At 41.3% G+C, this 19,704-nt stretch carries 11 protein-coding genes, 2 tRNA genes and 3 rRNA genes; 12 read left to right on the top strand and 4 right to left on the bottom strand.

Features of this window, described 5'->3' with window-relative positions; translation table 11 throughout:
• The first annotated feature begins 302 nt into the window (after positions 1–302).
• The 4 genes from QPX86_RS08490 to QPX86_RS08505 all read left to right on the top strand — a co-directional run bounded on the left by QPX86_RS08490 (position 303) and on the right by QPX86_RS08505 (position 5,096).
• Entirely contained in the window at positions 303–569 is a 267-nt protein-coding gene (locus QPX86_RS08490) for a DUF4212 domain-containing protein (protein ID WP_153916452.1), read from the top strand.
• 10 nt (positions 570–579) lie between these two features.
• A complete protein-coding gene (locus QPX86_RS08495; RefSeq protein WP_220754999.1) occupies positions 580–2,298 on the top strand; it encodes a sodium:solute symporter family protein in 1,719 nt (572 codons plus the stop codon).
• A gap of 230 nt (positions 2,299–2,528) precedes the next feature.
• The gene (locus tag QPX86_RS08500; RefSeq protein WP_285164920.1) at positions 2,529–4,403 is read left to right on the top strand and encodes a DUF294 nucleotidyltransferase-like domain-containing protein; all 1,875 of its coding nucleotides are present in this window, start codon (positions 2,529–2,531) and stop codon (positions 4,401–4,403) included.
• A 3-nt stretch (positions 4,404–4,406) separates the two neighbouring features.
• Positions 4,407–5,096 carry a 3'-5' exonuclease gene (locus tag QPX86_RS08505; RefSeq protein ID WP_285164921.1) on the top strand — a complete coding sequence of 230 codons (690 nt, stop codon included), beginning with the start codon at positions 4,407–4,409 and terminating at the stop codon, positions 5,094–5,096.
• A gap of 141 nt (positions 5,097–5,237) precedes the next feature.
• Here QPX86_RS08505 and QPX86_RS08510 read toward each other — a convergent pair whose 3' ends face one another.
• Positions 5,238–6,320: a ketoacyl-ACP synthase III gene (locus tag QPX86_RS08510; RefSeq protein WP_285164922.1), complete on the bottom strand. Its 1,083-nt coding sequence runs from the start codon at positions 6,318–6,320 to the stop codon at positions 5,238–5,240.
• Positions 6,321–6,383: 63 nt separating this feature from the next.
• A complete protein-coding gene (locus QPX86_RS08515; protein ID WP_285164923.1) occupies positions 6,384–7,055 on the bottom strand; it encodes a GntR family transcriptional regulator in 672 nt (223 codons plus the stop codon).
• A gap of 157 nt (positions 7,056–7,212) precedes the next feature.
• Between QPX86_RS08515 and gmhB the strand changes: the two genes are divergently transcribed.
• The 7 genes from gmhB to QPX86_RS08550 all read left to right on the top strand — a co-directional run bounded on the left by gmhB (position 7,213) and on the right by QPX86_RS08550 (position 17,173).
• Positions 7,213–7,764 (top strand): D-glycero-beta-D-manno-heptose 1,7-bisphosphate 7-phosphatase, encoded by a 552-nt coding sequence (gene gmhB, locus QPX86_RS08520; RefSeq protein ID WP_285164924.1) that lies wholly within the window; start codon positions 7,213–7,215, stop codon positions 7,762–7,764.
• Positions 7,765–8,214: 450 nt separating this feature from the next.
• Positions 8,215–9,759 (top strand): 16S ribosomal RNA (locus QPX86_RS08525).
• 74 nt (positions 9,760–9,833) lie between these two features.
• Positions 9,834–9,910 (top strand) — tRNA-Ile (locus tag QPX86_RS08530).
• 65 nt (positions 9,911–9,975) lie between these two features.
• Positions 9,976–10,051, top strand: a tRNA-Ala gene (locus QPX86_RS08535).
• A gap of 342 nt (positions 10,052–10,393) precedes the next feature.
• Positions 10,394–13,285: ribosomal RNA gene (locus tag QPX86_RS08540) — 23S ribosomal RNA — on the top strand.
• A gap of 213 nt (positions 13,286–13,498) precedes the next feature.
• A 5S ribosomal RNA gene (gene rrf / locus QPX86_RS08545) occupies positions 13,499–13,614 on the top strand.
• Together the 16S, 23S and 5S rRNA genes with 2 tRNA genes alongside form the textbook arrangement of a ribosomal RNA operon.
• A 1,057-nt stretch (positions 13,615–14,671) precedes the next feature.
• The gene (locus QPX86_RS08550) at positions 14,672–17,173 is read left to right on the top strand and encodes an EAL domain-containing protein (RefSeq protein ID WP_285164925.1); all 2,502 of its coding nucleotides are present in this window, start codon (positions 14,672–14,674) and stop codon (positions 17,171–17,173) included.
• A gap of 142 nt (positions 17,174–17,315) precedes the next feature.
• Here QPX86_RS08550 and QPX86_RS08555 read toward each other — a convergent pair whose 3' ends face one another.
• Positions 17,316–17,660: a hypothetical protein gene (locus QPX86_RS08555; protein ID WP_220754599.1), complete on the bottom strand. Its 345-nt coding sequence runs from the start codon at positions 17,658–17,660 to the stop codon at positions 17,316–17,318.
• A 1-nt stretch (position 17,661) separates the two neighbouring features.
• The gene (locus QPX86_RS08560) at positions 17,662–17,931 is read right to left on the bottom strand and encodes a hypothetical protein (RefSeq protein WP_220754598.1); all 270 of its coding nucleotides are present in this window, start codon (positions 17,929–17,931) and stop codon (positions 17,662–17,664) included.
• A 281-nt stretch (positions 17,932–18,212) separates the two neighbouring features.
• Between QPX86_RS08560 and QPX86_RS08565 the strand changes: the two genes are divergently transcribed.
• Complete coding sequence (locus QPX86_RS08565; protein WP_285164926.1) at positions 18,213–19,703, top strand: ATP-binding protein; 1,491 nt, start codon at positions 18,213–18,215, stop codon at positions 19,701–19,703.
• Position 19,704 lies beyond the last annotated feature (1 nt).

The following is a 19,704-nucleotide window of genomic DNA, read 5'->3' on the forward strand; positions in this document are numbered from 1 at the left end:
ACTCTAAAAGTCGTTTAAAGTCGCTTCAAATTGTTCATATCCCTAACATTCCGTTTGCTACTTTCTTGCTAAGTTCTTTTCTTTTTATGCTTTTTTAATTCGACCTTGGTCTAAACAGTGCTCGATGTAATATTTGAAAATATTAAGTAAATGGTTGTGTAAGTCATTGAATTTTAAGTTGTATATTTGATTTTCGCAAACCTGTTAGAAGACCTCTTTAGACTAAGGTCGTGATTGTGGTCACATTTTGAGTTGCTAGATTAACTATCGACTTTAAAAATAATTAGCACAGGGGAGTCACAATGGCTTTTGAAAATGAAGACAAGGCAAATGGATATTGGAGCGAAAACTTACGATTAGTTTTAAAACTACTCGCAGTTTGGGCGTTTGTATCTTTTGGGTGCGGCATTTTATTAGTGGACGTACTAAATGAAATTACCTTTATGGGGTTTAAGTTAGGTTTTTGGTTTGCACAACAAGGTGCCATGTATGTGTTTGTTGCACTAATTTTTGTGTATGTAGCGAAAGCGAATGCTTTAGACAAAAAATATGATGTACACGAAGACTAAGGAATAAATCATGGATGTTCAAACGTTAACTTATCTTATTGTTGGGGTCACTTTTGCCCTATATATCGGTATTGCTATTTGGTCTCGTGCTGGTTCAACTAAAGAATTCTATGTTGCTGGTGGTGGGGTTCCTCCAGTCATGAACGGTATGGCAACTGCAGCAGATTGGATGTCAGCGGCATCATTTATCTCGCTTGCTGGTATCGTATCTTTTACAGGTTATGACGGTTCAGTTTACCTAATGGGTTGGACGGGCGGCTATGTTCTGCTAGCGCTATGTATGGCTCCCTATCTACGTAAGTTTGGTAAATTTACAGTGCCAGACTTCATTGGTGACCGTTATTACTCACAAGCTGCACGTACTGTTGCTGTTATTTGTGCCATTTTCATCTGCTTTACCTATATTGCAGGTCAAATGCGTGGTGTAGGCGTCGTGTTCTCTCGCTTCTTAGAAGTCGATGTAGAAACGGGTGTGTACATTGGTATGGCAGTGGTGTTCTTTTATGCGGTTTTAGGTGGCATGAAAGGGATTACTTATACTCAGGTTGCTCAGTACTGCGTACTTATCTTTGCCTTTATGGTTCCAGCCATTTTCATCTCAGTGATGATGACAGGTCATATTTTACCTCAAATCGGTTTTGGTGCTGAAATGGTCGATGCAGCAGGCAACGGTACGGGGGTGTACTTACTTGATAAGCTCGATGGATTGTCGGCAGAACTCGGATTTGCCCAATATACTGAAGGCTCGAAGAGCATGATTGATGTGTTCTTTATCACTGGTGCATTAATGTTCGGTACGGCTGGTTTACCTCACGTTATTGTTCGCTTCTTCACTGTGCCTAAAGTTAAAGATGCACGTGTTTCAGCGGGTTGGGCATTAGTATTTATTGCGATTATGTACACAACAGTCCCAGCATTAGCAGCGTTCTCTCGTGTAAATATGATCGAAACCATTAATGGCCCAGATTCAACCGGCGTTTCTTATGAATCAGCACCTGAGTGGATTAAGAACTGGGAAAAAACAGGTCTTATTACTTGGGATGATAAGAATAATGATGGCAACATCTACTATACCAATGGCGATGCCAATGAAATGAAGATTGACCGCGATATCATGGTTCTAGCGACTCCTGAGATTGCATCACTACCAGCATGGGTTATTGCATTAGTTGCAGCGGGTGGTTTAGCGGCGGCACTTTCTACTTCAGCAGGTTTACTATTGGTTATTTCAACTTCAGTATCCCATGATTTATTGAAGAAGAATTTAATGCCTGATATTTCTGATAAAGAGGAGCTCAAGTACGCTCGTATTGCAGCAGGTTTAGGTGTTGTGATGGCAGGTTACTTCGGGATTAATCCACCAGGTTTCGTGGCTGCGGTAGTGGCGATTGCATTCGGTCTTGCTGCATCATCACTGTTCCCTGCTATTATTATGGGTATCTTCTCTAAGACTGTGAATAAAGAAGGCGCTATTGCAGGTATGTTGTCTGGCCTACTATGTACAGCGGCTTATATTGTTTACTTTAAGTTCGTTAATCCAAGTGCCAACGTCAGTGACAACTGGTTCTTAGGTATCTCACCTGAAGGCTTTGGTCTGGTGGGTATGTTTATTAACTTTGGTGTCGCATTTGCTGTAACTAAAGTGACTAAGAAAATACCTGATGATGTGGTTGCAATGGTTGAGTCGATTCGTTTCCCTAAAGGTTCAGGTGAAGCGCACGACCACTAGTATGAGTTGTTAATCGACTAGCATTAACGACCTTGTTAATGACTTCACTAAAAAGGGCGCTTCGGCGCTCTTTTTGTTTGTTTCATCTAGCCATAACAATAAGATTATAGACGCGAAATTTCATTCACTAACCTTAAAGTCGAATAGAGCCAATTTTAAGATCTACGTATAGTTAACACAGTTTAGCGAGATTAATTTACTGTTTTAAGCAGTGTAAGCATGAGGCCAATATGAAAGATGCCAGTGAAATTCAGCCTATTTTGCAGTTTATTCATGCATTGATCCCGTTTGATTCTTTATCTGAATCAAATCTCGTACGTTGCTGTCAGCAACTCACCATTGGTTATTACAGTAAATCCAACAAAATGGTTCCTCTAGATGAAAACCATCCACAGCTATACATTGTTAGAAGTGGTGCGTTTGAGGTCAGAGATGAGCAAGGCGAATTACTCGATAGGTTAGGAGAAGGAGATTACTTTGGTTTCCCATCTCTATTGTCGGGTGAAAAAGTCAGTAATCAGGTACAAATTTTAGAAGATAGCTTGGTATATCACCTCGATCCTGAGACGTTTAATTATCTTAGAAATGAAAGTAGAGTTTTTGACCGCTTTTTTAATCGTGCCTTTGCGAAAAGAATGCGTCATCAAGCAAGGTTTAAAGCGAAAGACTTAACCACGACCAGTCGCGTTAATAGTTTGATGTCAGCAGACCCATTAAGTATTGATTGCCATGAAACCGTCAGCGAAGCCGCAAAAAAAATGCGCCTAGCTCGAGTATCTTCTGTATTGGTGATAGATAACAATAAACTGATAGGCATTTTAACCGATAGGGATTTACGCAACCGCGTTTTAGCAGAAGGCTTTGATGGCAACTTAGCTGTTCATCAAGCAATGACGGCGGCCCCTAAGACTTTGGCTGCCAATGCATTGGTTTTTGAAGCCATGTTATTAATGAGTGAGCACGGTATACACCACTTACCCATTTTAGCTGAACCTCCCATTGATGAAAAAACACAACCGCCTGCGGTAGGTATACTGACCAGTACCGATATTCTTCGTGGCCAAAGCTCACAGCCTTTGCTGTTAATTGGTGAAATTGAAAGGCAACAAGACATTGAATGTTTGATCAATGTCAGTAAGCAGATCCCTGTTTTACTGCAAAACCTAATTAGTGCAGATGCAAGAGCTGAAGAAGTTGGTCGTGTATTGACCTCGGTAACAGATGCGTTAACGCGAAGACTGATTATTTTAAATCAGCAGTTATTAGGCGCAGCGCCAATGGCATTTTGTTGGCTAGCTTTTGGGTCTCAAGGCAGGCAAGACCAAGCAGCCTGTAGTGACCAAGATAATGGTTTATTACTGGCGCATGAACCAGATGAACATGCTAAAGGTTATTTCAACGCATTATCCCATGCGGTTTGTGAAGGTCTTGATAAGTGTGGTTATATCTATTGCCCTGGCGATATCATGGCGCAAAATCCTAAGTGGCGTTTATCACTTGATAAATGGCAGCAGCATTTTGAGCAATGGCTAAATGCACCTGAGCCCAAAGCCTTAATGCACGCGAGTATATTTTTCGATATGCGTGCCGTTTATGGCCCACAAAATTTGTTCGACCAATTGCAGCGACACGTATTAGAACGCACAAAGGGTAATGATATTTTTTTAGCTGGAATGGCAGGAAACTCCCTAGTTGAATCGCCGCCTTTGGGCTTTTTTAGAAAGTTTGTCCTTGAACGAGATGGCAGCGAAGTCAAAGGTATGGACTTAAAGCACAAAGGTGTCGCACTCATTAATGATATTGCTAGAGTGTATGCGTTAAGTGCTGGGATCACTGAGGTAAATACCCCGAAACGTATCCGAGCACTTATGGATGCTAATATTATTAATCGTAAAGATGCACTTAATCTTGCAGATGCCCATGAGTTTATCGCTCATATGCGCCTAGCTAATCAAGGCGAGCAATATACCAGTCAGCAAGAGGCGACGAATTATTTAAAACCTCAACAAATGTCTTCGTTAATGCGTCATCAATTGCGAGATGCTTTTAAAGTGGTTCATGATGCGCAATCAGGTCTCAGAATGAAGTTCATGCGGAGCTATTAATCTGTGAATGAACTCTGGCTCAAAACGCGGCTTTATTTTGACACTTTCGGTCAAAAAGATCAGTTGTCTGAATATCAGCTACATTGTTTAAGTGTGATTGATAAACCCATCATCAAAGCTCCTTTAATGGCTATTGATTTAGAAATGACGGGCTTAAATCCACTTCAAGACCAAATTATTAGTATTGGTATCGTTCCTATTGAACCAGGTCTAATTCCTTTATCAATTCCGCTTTCAAAAGCGCAGCAGGTAATGATAAATATCGATGGTAGTGTCGGTCAAAGTGCGGCGGTGCATGGCATTATTGATAATCACTTATCGAATGCTCTTAGCTTAGAGCAAGCTATGGAATGGTTTATTGAACAAACAAAAGGACATATATTGGTTGCACATCATGCGCCAATGGATATCGGTTTTTTACAATCTCATTTATTAAAAAGTCATAATAGAGCTATTAAACTTCCTTATATTGATACCTTAGCACTAGAAAAGCAGCGATTGCTTCGCCAACATGATGTGTTAAAAGAGGGGAGTTTACGCCTAGATGCATGCAGGCAGCGATATGGTTTACCTACGTATTCTGGGCATGATGCTTTAATTGATGCATTAGCCTGCGCAGAGTTACTTGTCGCGCAACTCAATTCTGTTGGCGATATTAACAAATTGTCAGTGTCAGAGTTTATTTCAATTTAAACTGGTTTATTCAAGCTTTTTTATATAGGCCGCTTTTATAAGCTGTTCATTACAGGTTTTTCCATACCGCTTGCCCAGTTTTAGGCACAAAAAAACCAGCATTATGCTGGTTTTTAAATCTGTTAGATGAGTTAAGTTTAATTAACCCAGTTTATTTTTTTTATTACAGAAAAAGTCAACCGCCGGTTTAATCAACTCTAAGGCTGAGACCTCACACGGTGGTAGTTCAGCTGTTGGAGGATTAATTGGTTGAGTACGCTGCCCCCATTTCAGTAATAACGCTGCAGAAGTCAGTCCTGCGCCAAAAGCACAAGATAAAATCGTTTGGTCAGCAGTTATTCGGCCTTGATCTAACGCATCACAAATTGCGATAGGAATGGTTGCAGCTGAGGTGTTACCGTAGTTTGCAATATTCACGAATGCTTTTTCTTTCGGGATTTTCATTCGGCTGATTAACGTATCAATAATACGTTCATTGGCTTGATGAGGGATAACAAGATCAACTTCTTCCTTAGTCATCTCACAATTAGCAAGCACCTTAGTACTTAAGCCCCCCATGCCATGGATTGCACGCTTAAAGACTTCTTGTCCATTTAGATTAATATAGAAATCTAAAGATGAAGAATCAAAACGATCCATCTGGGTACCAAAACCTGAATATAAAATATCACGAGCAGCAGGATCATTGTTTAATTCATAACCTAATACACCACCAGGTTCGTTGCTGGCTTCAATAACAACAGCACCAGCGCCATCTCCGAATAGCACTGCGGTTTCACGACGTGACCAGTCTAGGTAGAAAGATAAGCGCTCTGCACCTATTACTAATATCTTTTTATTTTGGCCGCTCTTAATCATTGAGCTACCCATGCCTAAAGCATATAAAAATCCACTGCATGCAGCGTTGATATCAAATGCGCCACAGGTAGCGCCCACATTCGCTTGAACTGTTGATGCTATATTTGGAATCAGCGTATCAGGGCTCGCTGTTGCTAAAATGATTAAATCTAATTCGCTTCCATCAATACCTGCTGCTAGTAGTGCGTTTTTTGCAGCTACTGTCGCAAGCTCAGATGTATTCACATGACTGATATGTCTTTCGCTAATGCCTGTACGAGTTTTAATCCACTCATCAGACGTTTCCATAAATGTGGCTAGGTCATCATTGGTCAATGTTGCTGGTGGGACACATTTTCCCCAACCGGTAATATGAGCATACTGCATGTGTTTATCTCTCAAATAAAATTTAAAATTGTTTGTTAAAACGACATTAGACGAGTGTGCAAATTATTTAATTTGCTGAATCACCAATTTTTTAATTGCTTTTGCGGCATGTAGAATATGCTCGCGTAAAAGCTGCGTCGCTTTATCGATATCTTTGTTTTTACATAACTCGAATAGTTTGCGATGTTCTCGCTCAGCGGTGGGAATACCACCTGTTAACAATAGCTGTAAGCGAATATAGCGATCACAGTTGTTATTCAGTCCATGGACAACTTCGAGTGTATGTGGTTTGTTTGCGGCTTCGTATAAACAGGTATGAAACTGAGTATTGAGTTCGCTCCATGTTGCGACGGAGTCTTGTAACTTTAATGCCGACTCTAATTTAGCTAGAACTGCATCAGCCTTATTGAAATCTTCTTCTCGCAAATTGGGAATTGCTTTTGCGAGTAAATCAGTCTCAATCATAGCCCTTAATTCAAATAATTCTGTGACTTGTTCTACAGAAAGTTCAGTCGCAGTAGCGCCTTTATGCGCTTCAAACTTAACTAAGCCTTCCGCTTCAAGTTGAACTAACGCCTCGCGTACTGGAATACGACTTACATTGAGCTGTTCAGCAATTGCAGACTGTCTTAGAGGTTCGCCTGCTTCTATATAGCCAGACAAAATACGCTCTCTAAGCACTTCAACAACTGCTTGGGTTCGTGTTTTATGAATTATTGGTTGTATTTGACTCATTACTTCTTAATAAATGCCACAAAATATCTACGGAAGGGTAACCTTTACAGAATGCATTATAAAGTACAACCGCAAAAAATGTACCTTTTATAATACAAGTGCATATTTTTCTCAGTAATGGGATAATCACGCTAATAAAGAATTTAGGAGTAGTACCGTGAATAAAGCCGTTTTTTTAGATCGTGACGGAGTCATTAATGTTGATAAGGGCTATGTGCACCTTGTGGATGACTTTGAATATATCGAAGGGGTTTTCGAAGCTTGTTTAGCATTTAAAGAGATGGGTTATAAAATTGTAGTCGTGACAAATCAGTCAGGTATTGCTCGTGGCATGTATTCAGAAGACGATTTTCATCATTTAACGGAGTGGATGGACTGGAACTTTGCAGATAAAGGTGTCGAGTTAGATGGTATCTATTACTGTCCGCATCACCCTGTAAATGGTTTAGGCGAATATAAGCAGGATTGCGATTGTCGTAAGCCTAAACCTGGAATGATGCTAGATGCTGCCGCGTTCCTTAAAATAGATATGGCTAACTCTATAATGGTGGGTGATAAAGCTGATGATATTCGTGCAGCTAAAGCTGCGGGTATTAACACTGCAATATTAGTTCGCAGTGGCAAAGTGGTCGATGAGGCAGGTTTAGAGCTTGCTACGACAGCCGTAAATAGTATTGCTGATGTACCAGCTTATATTAAACAACTATAATTTGATTAGATTAAAGCGCATTTAAATTGTCTTAAAAAGTCATGAATACGCCTATTTTGATGATTTTTAGGTCGAAACGTTTAAAAAATGTGCTTTTGAACTGTTTTTTATAAATAAATTTATAAAATCACTTGCGGGATAAAATGATTTCCCTATAATGCGCAACCACTGACACGGAACAAGGCGTCTAGCGCTAGTTACCGAGTCCGCTCTTTAACAATTTATCAAGTAATCTGTGTGGACACTCACAGGTGTTGAGTTAATCGAAATTGCTTCTTAGGAAGCAATCAAAATTATTATCAATATTTTCTGAATCACGTAAGTGATGAGTGTTCATAGCAATATGTAACAAACAGGATGTAGATTCTTCCGAGTCTGCATAATGTAATCAGAATTCATTGAGCCGAAACTTCTCTTTTATTTATAAGAGTGAATGTTTCAAAAAAACTTTAATTGAAGAGTTTGATCATGGCTCAGATTGAACGCTGGCGGCAGGCCTAACACATGCAAGTCGAGCGGTAACAGAAAGAAAGCTTGCTTTCTTTGCTGACGAGCGGCGGACGGGTGAGTAATGCCTAGGGATCTGCCCAGTCGAGGGGGATAACAGTTGGAAACGACTGCTAATACCGCATACGCCCTACGGGGGAAAGGAGGGGACCTTCGGGCCTTTCGCGATTGGATGAACCTAGGTGGGATTAGCTAGTTGGTAAGGTAATGGCTTACCAAGGCGACGATCCCTAGCTGTTCTGAGAGGATGATCAGCCACACTGGGACTGAGACACGGCCCAGACTCCTACGGGAGGCAGCAGTGGGGAATATTGCACAATGGGGGAAACCCTGATGCAGCCATGCCGCGTGTGTGAAGAAGGCCCTAGGGTTGTAAAGCACTTTCAGTAGGGAGGAAAGGTAGTTGTTTAATAAACAACTGCTGTGACGTTACCTACAGAAGAAGGACCGGCTAACTTCGTGCCAGCAGCCGCGGTAATACGAGGGGTCCAAGCGTTAATCGGAATTACTGGGCGTAAAGCGTACGCAGGCGGTTCATTAAGCCAGATGTGAAATCCCCGGGCTCAACCTGGGAATTGCATTTGGAACTGGTGAACTAGAGTCTTGTAGAGGGGGGTAGAATTTCAGGTGTAGCGGTGAAATGCGTAGAGATCTGAAGGAATACCGGTGGCGAAGGCGGCCCCCTGGACAAAGACTGACGCTCATGTACGAAAGCGTGGGGAGCAAACAGGATTAGATACCCTGGTAGTCCACGCCGTAAACGATGTCTACTCGGAGTTTGGTGCCTTGAGCACTGGGCTCCCAAGCTAACGCATTAAGTAGACCGCCTGGGGAGTACGGCCGCAAGGTTAAAACTCAAATGAATTGACGGGGGCCCGCACAAGCGGTGGAGCATGTGGTTTAATTCGATGCAACGCGAAGAACCTTACCTACTCTTGACATCCAGAGAATTCGCTAGAGATAGCTTAGTGCCTTCGGGAACTCTGAGACAGGTGCTGCATGGCTGTCGTCAGCTCGTGTTGTGAAATGTTGGGTTAAGTCCCGCAACGAGCGCAACCCCTATCCTTATTTGCCAGCGCGTAATGGCGGGAACTCTAGGGAGACTGCCGGTGATAAACCGGAGGAAGGTGGGGACGACGTCAAGTCATCATGGCCCTTACGAGTAGGGCTACACACGTGCTACAATGGCGTATACAGAGGGTTGCAAAGCCGCAAGGTCTAGCTAATCTCACAAAGTACGTCGTAGTCCGGATTGGAGTCTGCAACTCGACTCCATGAAGTCGGAATCGCTAGTAATCGTAGATCAGAATGCTACGGTGAATACGTTCCCGGGCCTTGTACACACCGCCCGTCACACCATGGGAGTGGGCTGCACCAGAAGTAGATAGTCTAACCTTCGGGGGGACGTTTACCACGGTGTGGTTCATGACTGGGGTGAAGTCGTAACAAGGTAGCCCTAGGGGAACCTGGGGCTGGATCACCTCCTTACCTATACGACTAACTTGATGTTTGTTGAGTGTTCACACAGATTACTTGATAGAAAGAAAGAGCAAAATTACGTTGGGTCTGTAGCTCAGCTGGTTAGAGCGCACCCCTGATAAGGGTGAGGTCGGTGGTTCAAGTCCACTCTGACCCACCAAAATCTTCTATTTCTCCTAAAATGAAGGTTTTGTATTAACGTATTTTGTTTGACTGCATGTAAATGGGGCTATAGCTCAGCTGGGAGAGCGCCTGCCTTGCACGCAGGAGGTCTGCGGTTCGATCCCGCATAGCTCCACCATTTACTTACTTTTATTTAAACGTAAGTCATGCATATTTGGATAGAGACGCCAAAGATAAAGCGACAGCTTTATCTTTGGCTTTTTTAAGCCCGTTCTTTAACAATTTGGAAAGCTGATAGTATTTAATTGCATGAGTCTGTCATGTTAATTAATACAAATCGTATTATTGGGAAGTTAATCCCTTTTCAGTAATACATTGAGTTCTCAAAACACTTTATTAAGTGTCTTGAATATTCTAAAAACTAAGGCGAATTTGTGTACTCGTAAGAGATGCAAATTAGTAATAAACCAGCTAGTTACGGTACAACTTGAGTTTCTTTTGAAACTTATTTGGGTTGTATGGTTAAGTGACTAAGCGTATACGGTGGATGCCTTGGCAGTCAGAGGCGATGAAGGACGTAGTAACTTGCGAAAAGCGTTGGCGAGCTAGTAACAAGCATTTGAGCTAACGATGTCCGAATGGGGAAACCCGGCCACATAAGTGGTCATCATAACGTGAATACATAGCGTTATGAGGCGAACCTGGGGAACTGAAACATCTAAGTACCCAGAGGAAAAGAAATCAACCGAGATTCCCCTAGTAGCGGCGAGCGAACGGGGATTAGCCCTTAAGTCTATGGGGTGTTAGTGGAATGTGTTGGAAAGCACAGCGGCACAGGGTGATAGCCCCGTACATGAAAACTAACCATAGATGAAATCGAGTAAGGCGGGACACGTGACATCCTGTTTGAATATGGGGGGACCATCCTCCAAGGCTAAATACTCCTGACTGACCGATAGTGAACCAGTACCGTGAGGGAAAGGCGAAAAGAACCCCTGTGAGGGGAGTGAAATAGAACCTGAAACCGTGTACGTACAAGCAGTGGGAGCGGTTCTTGAGACCGTGACTGCGTACCTTTTGTATAATGGGTCAGCGACTTACATTTTGTAGCGAGGTTAAGCGAATAGCGGAGCCGTAGGGAAACCGAGTGTTAACTGCGCGTTTAGTTGCAAGGTGTAGACCCGAAACCGAGTGATCTAGCCATGGGCAGGTTGAAGGTTGAGTAACATCAACTGGAGGACCGAACCGACTAATGTTGAAAAATTAGCGGATGACTTGTGGCTGGGGGTGAAAGGCCAATCAAACTCGGAGATATCTGGTTCTCCTCGAAAGCTATTTAGGTAGCGCCTCGAGCGAATACCACTGGGGGTAGAGCACTGTTAAGGCTAGGGGGTCATCCCGACTTACCAACCCTTTGCAAACTCCGAATACCAGTGAGTACTACTCGGGAGACAGACGGCGGGTGCTAACGTCCGTCGTCAAAAGGGAAACAACCCAGACCATCAGCTAAGGTCCCAAAGTTATTGCTAAGTGGGAAACGATGTGGGAAGGCTTAGACAGCTAGGATGTTGGCTTAGAAGCAGCCATCATTTAAAGAAAGCGTAATAGCTCACTAGTCGAGTCGGCCTGCGCGGAAGATTTAACGGGGCTAAGCAATACACCGAAGCTATGGGTTTGCACTTAGGTGCAAGCGGTAGAGGAGCGTTCTGTAAGCGGTTGAAGGTGAAGGGGTAACCCACACTGGACGTATCAGAAGTGCGAATGCTGACATGAGTAACGATAATGGGGGTGAAAAACCCCCACGCCGAAAGACCAAGGGTTCCTGTCCAACGTTAATCGGGGCAGGGTGAGTCGACCCCTAAGGCGAGGCCGAAAGGCGTAGTCGATGGGAAACAGGTCAATATTCCTGTACTTTTGCTAACTGCGATGGAGAGACGGAGAAGGCTAGGCTAGCGCGGCGTTGGTTGTCCGCGTTTAAGACTGTAGGCTGTTCACTTAGGCAAATCCGGGTGAACACTAGGCTGAGAGTTGATGACGAGTCCCCAAGGGGATGAAGTAGTTGATGCCATGCTTCCAGGAAAATCTTCTAAGCTTCAGGTTAGTAGGAATCGTACCCCAAACCGACACAGGTGGTCGGGTAGAGAATACCAAGGCGCTTGAGAGAACTCGGCTGAAGGAACTAGGCAAAATGGTACCGTAACTTCGGGAGAAGGTACGCTCCTGGCGGTGATGAGACTTGCTCTCTAAGCTACTGGGAGTCGCAGATACCAGGTGGCTGCAACTGTTTATCAAAAACACAGTACTGTGCAAAATCGCAAGATGACGTATACGGTATGACGCCTGCCCGGTGCTTGAAGGTTAATTGATTGGGTTATCTTCGGAGAAGCTCATGATCGAAGCCCAAGTAAACGGCGGCCGTAACTATAACGGTCCTAAGGTAGCGAAATTCCTTGTCGGGTAAGTTCCGACCTGCACGAATGGCGTAATGATGGCCACGCTGTCTCCAGCCGAGACTCAGTGAAGTTGAAATTGCGGTGAAGATGCCGTATACCCGCGGCTAGACGGAAAGACCCCGTGAACCTTTACTATAGCTTGGCACTGAACATTGAACCTACATGTGTAGGATAGGTGGGAGACTTTGAAGCTTCGTCGCTAGATGGAGTGGAGTCAATCTTGAAATACCACCCTTGTAGTTTTGATGTTCTAACCGCGGCCCCTTATCGGGGTTCGGGACAGTGCCTGGTGGGTAGTTTGACTGGGGCGGTCTCCTCCCAAAGAGTAACGGAGGAGCACGAAGGTTGGCTAAGTACGGTCGGACATCGTACGGTTAGTGCAATGGCATAAGCCAGCTTAACTGCGAGACATACACGTCGAGCAGGTACGAAAGTAGGTCATAGTGATCCGGTGGTTCTGTATGGAAGGGCCATCGCTCAACGGATAAAAGGTACTCCGGGGATAACAGGCTGATACCGCCCAAGAGTTCATATCGACGGCGGTGTTTGGCACCTCGATGTCGGCTCATCACATCCTGGGGCTGAAGTCGGTCCCAAGGGTATGGCTGTTCGCCATTTAAAGTGGTACGCGAGCTGGGTTCAGAACGTCGTGAGACAGTTCGGTCCCTATCTGCCGTGGGCGTTGGATGATTGAAGGAAGCTGCTCCTAGTACGAGAGGACCGGAGTGGACGAACCGCTGGTGTTCGGGTTGTTATGCCAATAGCATTGCCCGGTAGCTACGTTCGGAATCGATAACCGCTGAAAGCATCTAAGCGGGAAGCGAGTCCTAAGATGAGTCATCCCTAGGAATTTAATTCCTCTAAAGAGCCGTTCGAGACTAGGACGTTGATAGGCAGGGTGTGTAAGCGTTGTGAGGCGTTGAGCTAACCTGTACTAATGACTCGTGAGGCTTAACCATACAACCCAGATGAGTTTTTATCTGAGTTGATGGTAACTAGATTTATTACTTACTGTTAAAGGTAAGACTTAGTGAAGAATATAAAGCGCTTAATAAAGTAAGGTCATAAAATGCTCCTGCATTTATGACATCAAGTACATCCATGTACTTGAAACTCAAACAAACAGCTTTCCGAATTTAGTTAATTGCGATAAGCGATTAACACCAAATTTGCTTGGTGACAATAGCATTGTGGTACCACCTGATCCCATCCCGAACTCAGTAGTGAAACGTAATAGCGCCGATGATAGTGTGGGGTCTCCCCATGTGAAAGTAGGTCATTGCCAAGCGCCTAATTTCTCTTTTTAAGAGAGCAGATAGCCCGTTACTCACGTAACGGGCTTTTTTGTGTCTGTCATTTAAGATAAACATGTTCAGAAACGCAGCTAAAGCTTAAGTTTAGACACATCAACAGCTGATAGTGTGATTGATATGCCCATATGAAAGTCAGTCATTAGCAGGTGCCTAATTTCTCTTTTTAGAGAGTCGAGAAAGCCCTGACTTAACAGTCAGGGCTTTTTTCGTATATAGCGAGTAAGAATTTAGTGAAGCGAAAGACAGTGTGATTGATATGCCCATGCGCAAGTAGGTCATTGCCAAGCGTTTAATTTCTCTTTTTAAGAGAGCAGATAGCCCGTTACTCAGGTAACGGGCTCTTTTGTGTCTGTCATTTAAGATAAACATGTTCAGAAACGAAGCTAAAGCTTAAGTTTAGACATATTTACAGCTGATAGTGTGGCTGATATGCCCATATGAAGGTCAGTTATTGCCAAGTGCCTAATTTCTCTTTTTAAGAGAGTAGATAGCCCGTTACTCATGTAACGGGCTTTTTTGTGTCTGTCATTTAAGATAAAAATGTTCAGAAACGAAGTTAAAGCTCAAGTTTAGACATATTCAGAGCTGATAGTGTGGCCGATATGCCATGTGAAAGTAGGTCATCGGCAAGCGCCTAATTTCTCTTTTAAGAGAGCATATAGCCTGTTCCGATGAAGTAGTTTTTTTCGTTTATGGGCTTTCGTTTGATCATCATTACGATGAATTAGGACCACTTAAATAAAATAGTAAGAATTTCTGTATTTATCATTGATTTCGGTCGCTGTATTTAATTACTAATAAAATTAACAAGCCTATACATTTTTCTAAATTTTACTTCGATCCCCAGATTGATGTTGCAAGTAGGAAACGGTTTGGTGTCGAAATGTGAGGTCTTGGTCTTTTAATGTTGCATGTTGTTTAACGGTAAAATGATCTAGTTGGCATATACTGTATTTGATTATTCTATTATCGAATTTTAGTTATATAATTCTAAAACTGATGGCTGCCGTAATGGTAGGGACAAGCTTTAAAATGAAAGAAATGACAAATCCAATATTTCTACGTTGGCAAGAAAGTATTAATTTAACTGCTGAAGTATTAAATTCTAATGTTTTTATTTTTTCATTAGAAGAGAACCATAAGTTTTCATTATCAGTAAGTTCGTACCAATCAGTTGAAACACTTCATGCGATCTCACTGCAAAAGCTACAAGCACAATTAATTAATTTTATTAATAATAATGAATTATCGACAACTATTAACTCGGTAACGCAGATTAACCTTTTAGGTAAAGACTATTTCCTGCATGCAAAAACTATCTCTGACGTAGATAATTTGGGAGTCGCACTTCTGGTTTCTATCAGCGATATAAAAGTGGTTAATAAATCTAGCTGCGCTGTTCTGACTTTAGCTGCAGAAAACTTAACTCTTATTTATTCCGAAGAAAATCGGAAACCAATTCAAGAAGCTGATTCGTTAACATCACCATTACAGATACCTGATGCAATAAACTTACAAAATTTCATTAATGCTTTTGATGAACACATTTGGATTAAAAACCTGAGTGGACAATATGTTGTATGCAATGAGAGTGTCGATTTAGCGTGGAATAAATCCCATTCTGATATTATTGGAAAGTATGATGACGAGTTGTTTGGCAGCGAAACAGCTGAGACTTTTAAAGATGGCGATTATCGAGCAATTAAAGCTAATAAACCGATTGTTGTTGGAGAATGTGAAAGAATTGATCATCAACAGAACAGCCATTGGTTAGAGACTATTAAAGCGCCGCTCTTAGATAAGGATAATGATCTTGTAGGTGTTATCGGTATAACACGTAATATTGGCCGTCATAAAGAAACACAAACACAACTGATGTTAGCTGAAAGTGTATTTGAAAATACCGTTGAAGGTGTACTGGTCACTGATAGGGATGGCGAGATTACTGAGGTTAATACTGCATTTGTTAATATCACAGGGTTTAGTCGTGAAGAAGCTGTAGGCAAAAATCCGCGTATTCTAAATTCAGGAAAACATGATAATTTATTTTTTTCTCAGATGTGGAATACTTTACTGGTTAAAGGTAAGTGGCACGGTGAGATTTGGAATAAACGTAAATCAGGTGAGATATTTCCCCAATTAGTAACGATTAATGCTGTGTACGGGCAAAAAGACGAAATCAACTTTTTTGTTGCAGTGTTTGCTGATATTTCGGAACAAAAAATCACTGAAGAAAAATTGGCAAACTTATCGTACTACGATCCGTTAACCCAGCTTCCAAACCGAGTGTTATTTCGCTCGAAATTACAACAACAAGTAGACAGAGCTTTTAAACAGCAAACACAACTTGCTGTAGTATTTTTTGACATCGATTTCTTTAAACATATCAACGATAGTTTAGGTCATAACATTGGTGACAAATTATTAATGGAAGTGGGCCGTCGGCTCTCAGAACTGAAAAGTGAACAATGTTTAGTCGGGCGCCTCAGTAGTGACGAGTTTGTAATTTTATTGACTGATCTCAGTCAAAATGATCTGTTCATTAGTCAAATTAATCAAATCAAAGCATCTATAGAGCAGCCATTTAAATTAGAAGATAAACCATTAATTAGAATTACATTAAGTATGGGGGTTTCTGTATTCCCTAGTGATTCTTTAAACAGTGAACATTTGTTACAGAATACTGATACGGCCTTACACATAGCTAAACAAAGTGGACGCAATAACGTCACTTATTATGATTCGGCTATGACTATGAATTCAGTTGAGCACGTCAAGATACAGAGTGCACTCCATGAAGCTATTCAAGAAAACCAATTCCATTTAGTGTATCAGCCCAAACTATCGTTAATCACTGGAAAACTGGTAGGGCTTGAAACACTTATTAGGTGGGAACATCCTGTATATGGATTAATCTCACCAGCAGAGTTCATACCTATTGCTGAGAAAACCGGTTTGATCCATGAAATAGGGCAGCAAGTACTCATTATGGCTTGTAAGCAAGGTAAGCAGTGGTTAGATGATGGTTATCGCTTTGGTCATTTAGCTGTTAATGTAGCGAGTCTTCAATTTCAGCGTACTAACTTTATAGATAATGTTGAATTGATCCTCACTGAAACAAACTTTCCTGCAGAATTACTCGAACTAGAAATGACTGAAAGCTGCATGATGTATGAGCCAGAGCGAGTTATCTCAGATTTAAAACGTCTAGGTGATTTAGGTATTCAATTATCTGTAGATGATTTTGGAACAGGTTACTCATCACTTAGTTATCTTAAGAAATTACCCATTAATGTTTTAAAAATTGATCAGTCTTTTGTGGCTGATATTCCGTTTGATAGTAATAATACGGCCATTGCCAGGGCAATCATTGTGCTTGGTCATGCATTAAAGTTAACCGTAATTGCTGAAGGAGTGGAAACTAAAGAACAAGCAACTTTCTTATTAGAAAATGGTTGCGATCAAGCTCAAGGTTATTATTTTAGTAAGCCTCAACTAGCGACGTCTTTAACAGCACAATTACCGAATAGATAATTCGATATCGAAGCGATAAGTTAGTATTTCTTTCAATTTATATAAATGCTCGACTTAAGTCATCTCCTTTGATGAGCTATTTTGTTCAAGCTAGGTTCAATTTTATGAACATACATGCTTGAATATAATCAACAAAAAAGTTTTATCCCCCTTTAGCATAGTGATGTTCAATTGTTTCTTGCTGACTGATTTTCGATAACATATCGAAAAAAACATGACCTAAATCTTGATTTGATATGTTCTGTATGTGTGGCCTCAACTCGTCTAATGATAATTTAAGGCCAGCTCGTTGTGCATAATTCAACGTCGCTAGCATATGTGATATTAATACTTGCTCATCTTCAGCCATTGAAGCGACGCCTCTGTCTAAACCACTCGGTATTATTGAACGTTTTGGAAGTGGTGTTCCATCTGGCAATAACGTTTTATCTGTTGGGTTTAGTTGGTTAGGTTTATTGATAACATTCAATGGCATTAAATTGAACATTTTAGCCTCGATTTCCTTTAGAACGACCTTTTTGCTGATGATCTTCTGGTACAGCGACGAGTTCATCGCCCATCAGTTGGCAGATTGCAGTGATTTCATCCCCTCTAGGAGTTGTGATAGTCACTTCATCTAACTCATTTTTGTCTTCACATATGTCAAAAGCTTCTTGTGGAGGTTTACGCATCTGACGGCGATCTTCTTCAGCAATGGCTCCTGAAATACAACATAGGGTAAGGCTTAATAAAGTCATGCTACTTAGTGTCTTAATCATTTTAATTTCCTTTAATTTATTCGTTACCAGAGAAGAATAGCAATTAAGCATGTAGAAATTGTGCAGAAAACAAGGATTTTCGATGGTTTGGTAGTGAGATAGTATTTTGATGGATATACTAATAAGTAAGCTATGTTCTTTAATGTATTTGCTGAATATTCAGATTTTTTTGGTCAATTTTCCTGTCGTAAAATTTATTGACTAACGGAATAACTGTTTAGCGTTCAGATAATGAAGAAGTATTAAATTAATTTCAATAAGGCACCAACTGGTTAGGTTGAATGAAAATATCTCAGAAACTTTTTTTAGCATTTATTGGTCTGACGAGCATAGTCTTAGTTGCAACATTATCTCTTGCAAGGTGGAGTTTTGACCAAGGGTTTAGCAATTATATCCATTCCCTAGAAGAAAATCGTCTAACCCATTTGTCAAAATCACTTACCACTTTATACAGTCAATCTGATTTTAATTGGAATAACGTGACTTCAGAGCAATATGAAAGACTATTGAGTTTTTTCATTCCTGATATAGCGAAAATAGCAAAAACTGACAGAAAAGGTCCTCCGCCAAGAGCTGGCTTCAGAGAAGGTCGGATTAAACCTCCTCCTTCTGCCTCTGGCGATACTAGGGCAGGGATCGCACCACATCTTCGAAATCCTGAAAGACGGGGGCCTCCGAGAAGAAACGGACCACCAACAGCAATCTATACACCGGATGGAGTGCTATTGGCTGGCGAGACATTCGACAGTCTTGAGGAGAAAATAAGCATCCCTGTTACTTATGATGGTGATGTGATAGCTATTTTGTATAGCAACCCAAGAGTAGAGGTTGATAGTCAGTCTGCTCAAGCTTTTTTTGAGCAACAATTATGGACTAGTTTATGGATAGGACTGTTATGTTTAATGTTAGCGAGTTTAATTTCTTGGGTGCTTGCTCGCTTACTTCTTTTGCCAGTAAAAGAAGTAATAAAAAGTATATCTCATCTATCAAAAGGCAATTATTCAGAGCGCTTTAATGAAAAACGTTTAGATGAATTAGGTCAATTAATGAATGATATTGATCTTCTGGCGATGACGTTAGATAAAAATCGTACTGCTAAAAATCGATGGTTTGCTGATATATCCCATGAGTTAAGGACACCTCTTAGCATTTTATGTGGAGAAATTGATGCTATAAAAGCAGAGATTAGGCCTTTTAATCAGGTCCAGCTTAAATCATTAGAACAAGAGGTTATGCGGATTAAGCACTTAGTTGATGATTTATATCAACTTTCTTTATCAGATTTAGGTGGTCTTAAATATCATTTTGAACCTCTTAACATCACAGTCTGTATCACAGAAACATTGAACTCATTAATAGATAAGGTATCGGAAAAAGGGCTATCAATTAATTTCATCAACAGTGAAAAAGTGATAGTCAATGGCGACAAAATGAGGTTGCAACAACTGTTTACTAATGTTGTTTTAAATGCTGTTGCTTATACAGATAGTCCTGGTCATATCGATATTGATCTAATTGAAGAGTCCGCTTCATTGCTTATTTTAGTTAATGATACCAAACCCAGTGTGCCGCTTGATGACTGCGAAGTATTATTTGATCCTTTACACAGGCAAGACAGTTCAAGAGCGAGAAGAAATAACGGTGCTGGTTTAGGGTTAACCATTAGTCGTAATATCGTAGAAGCTCATAGCGGCAGTATTACTGCAAGACCATCAAATTTAGGTGGTTTATGTATTGAAATCATATTACCAATATTTAAAGAGTCTCATTAAC

It is taken from the genome of Shewanella goraebulensis, assembly GCF_030252245.1.
GTDB classification, from domain to species: domain Bacteria; phylum Pseudomonadota; class Gammaproteobacteria; order Enterobacterales; family Shewanellaceae; genus Shewanella; species Shewanella goraebulensis.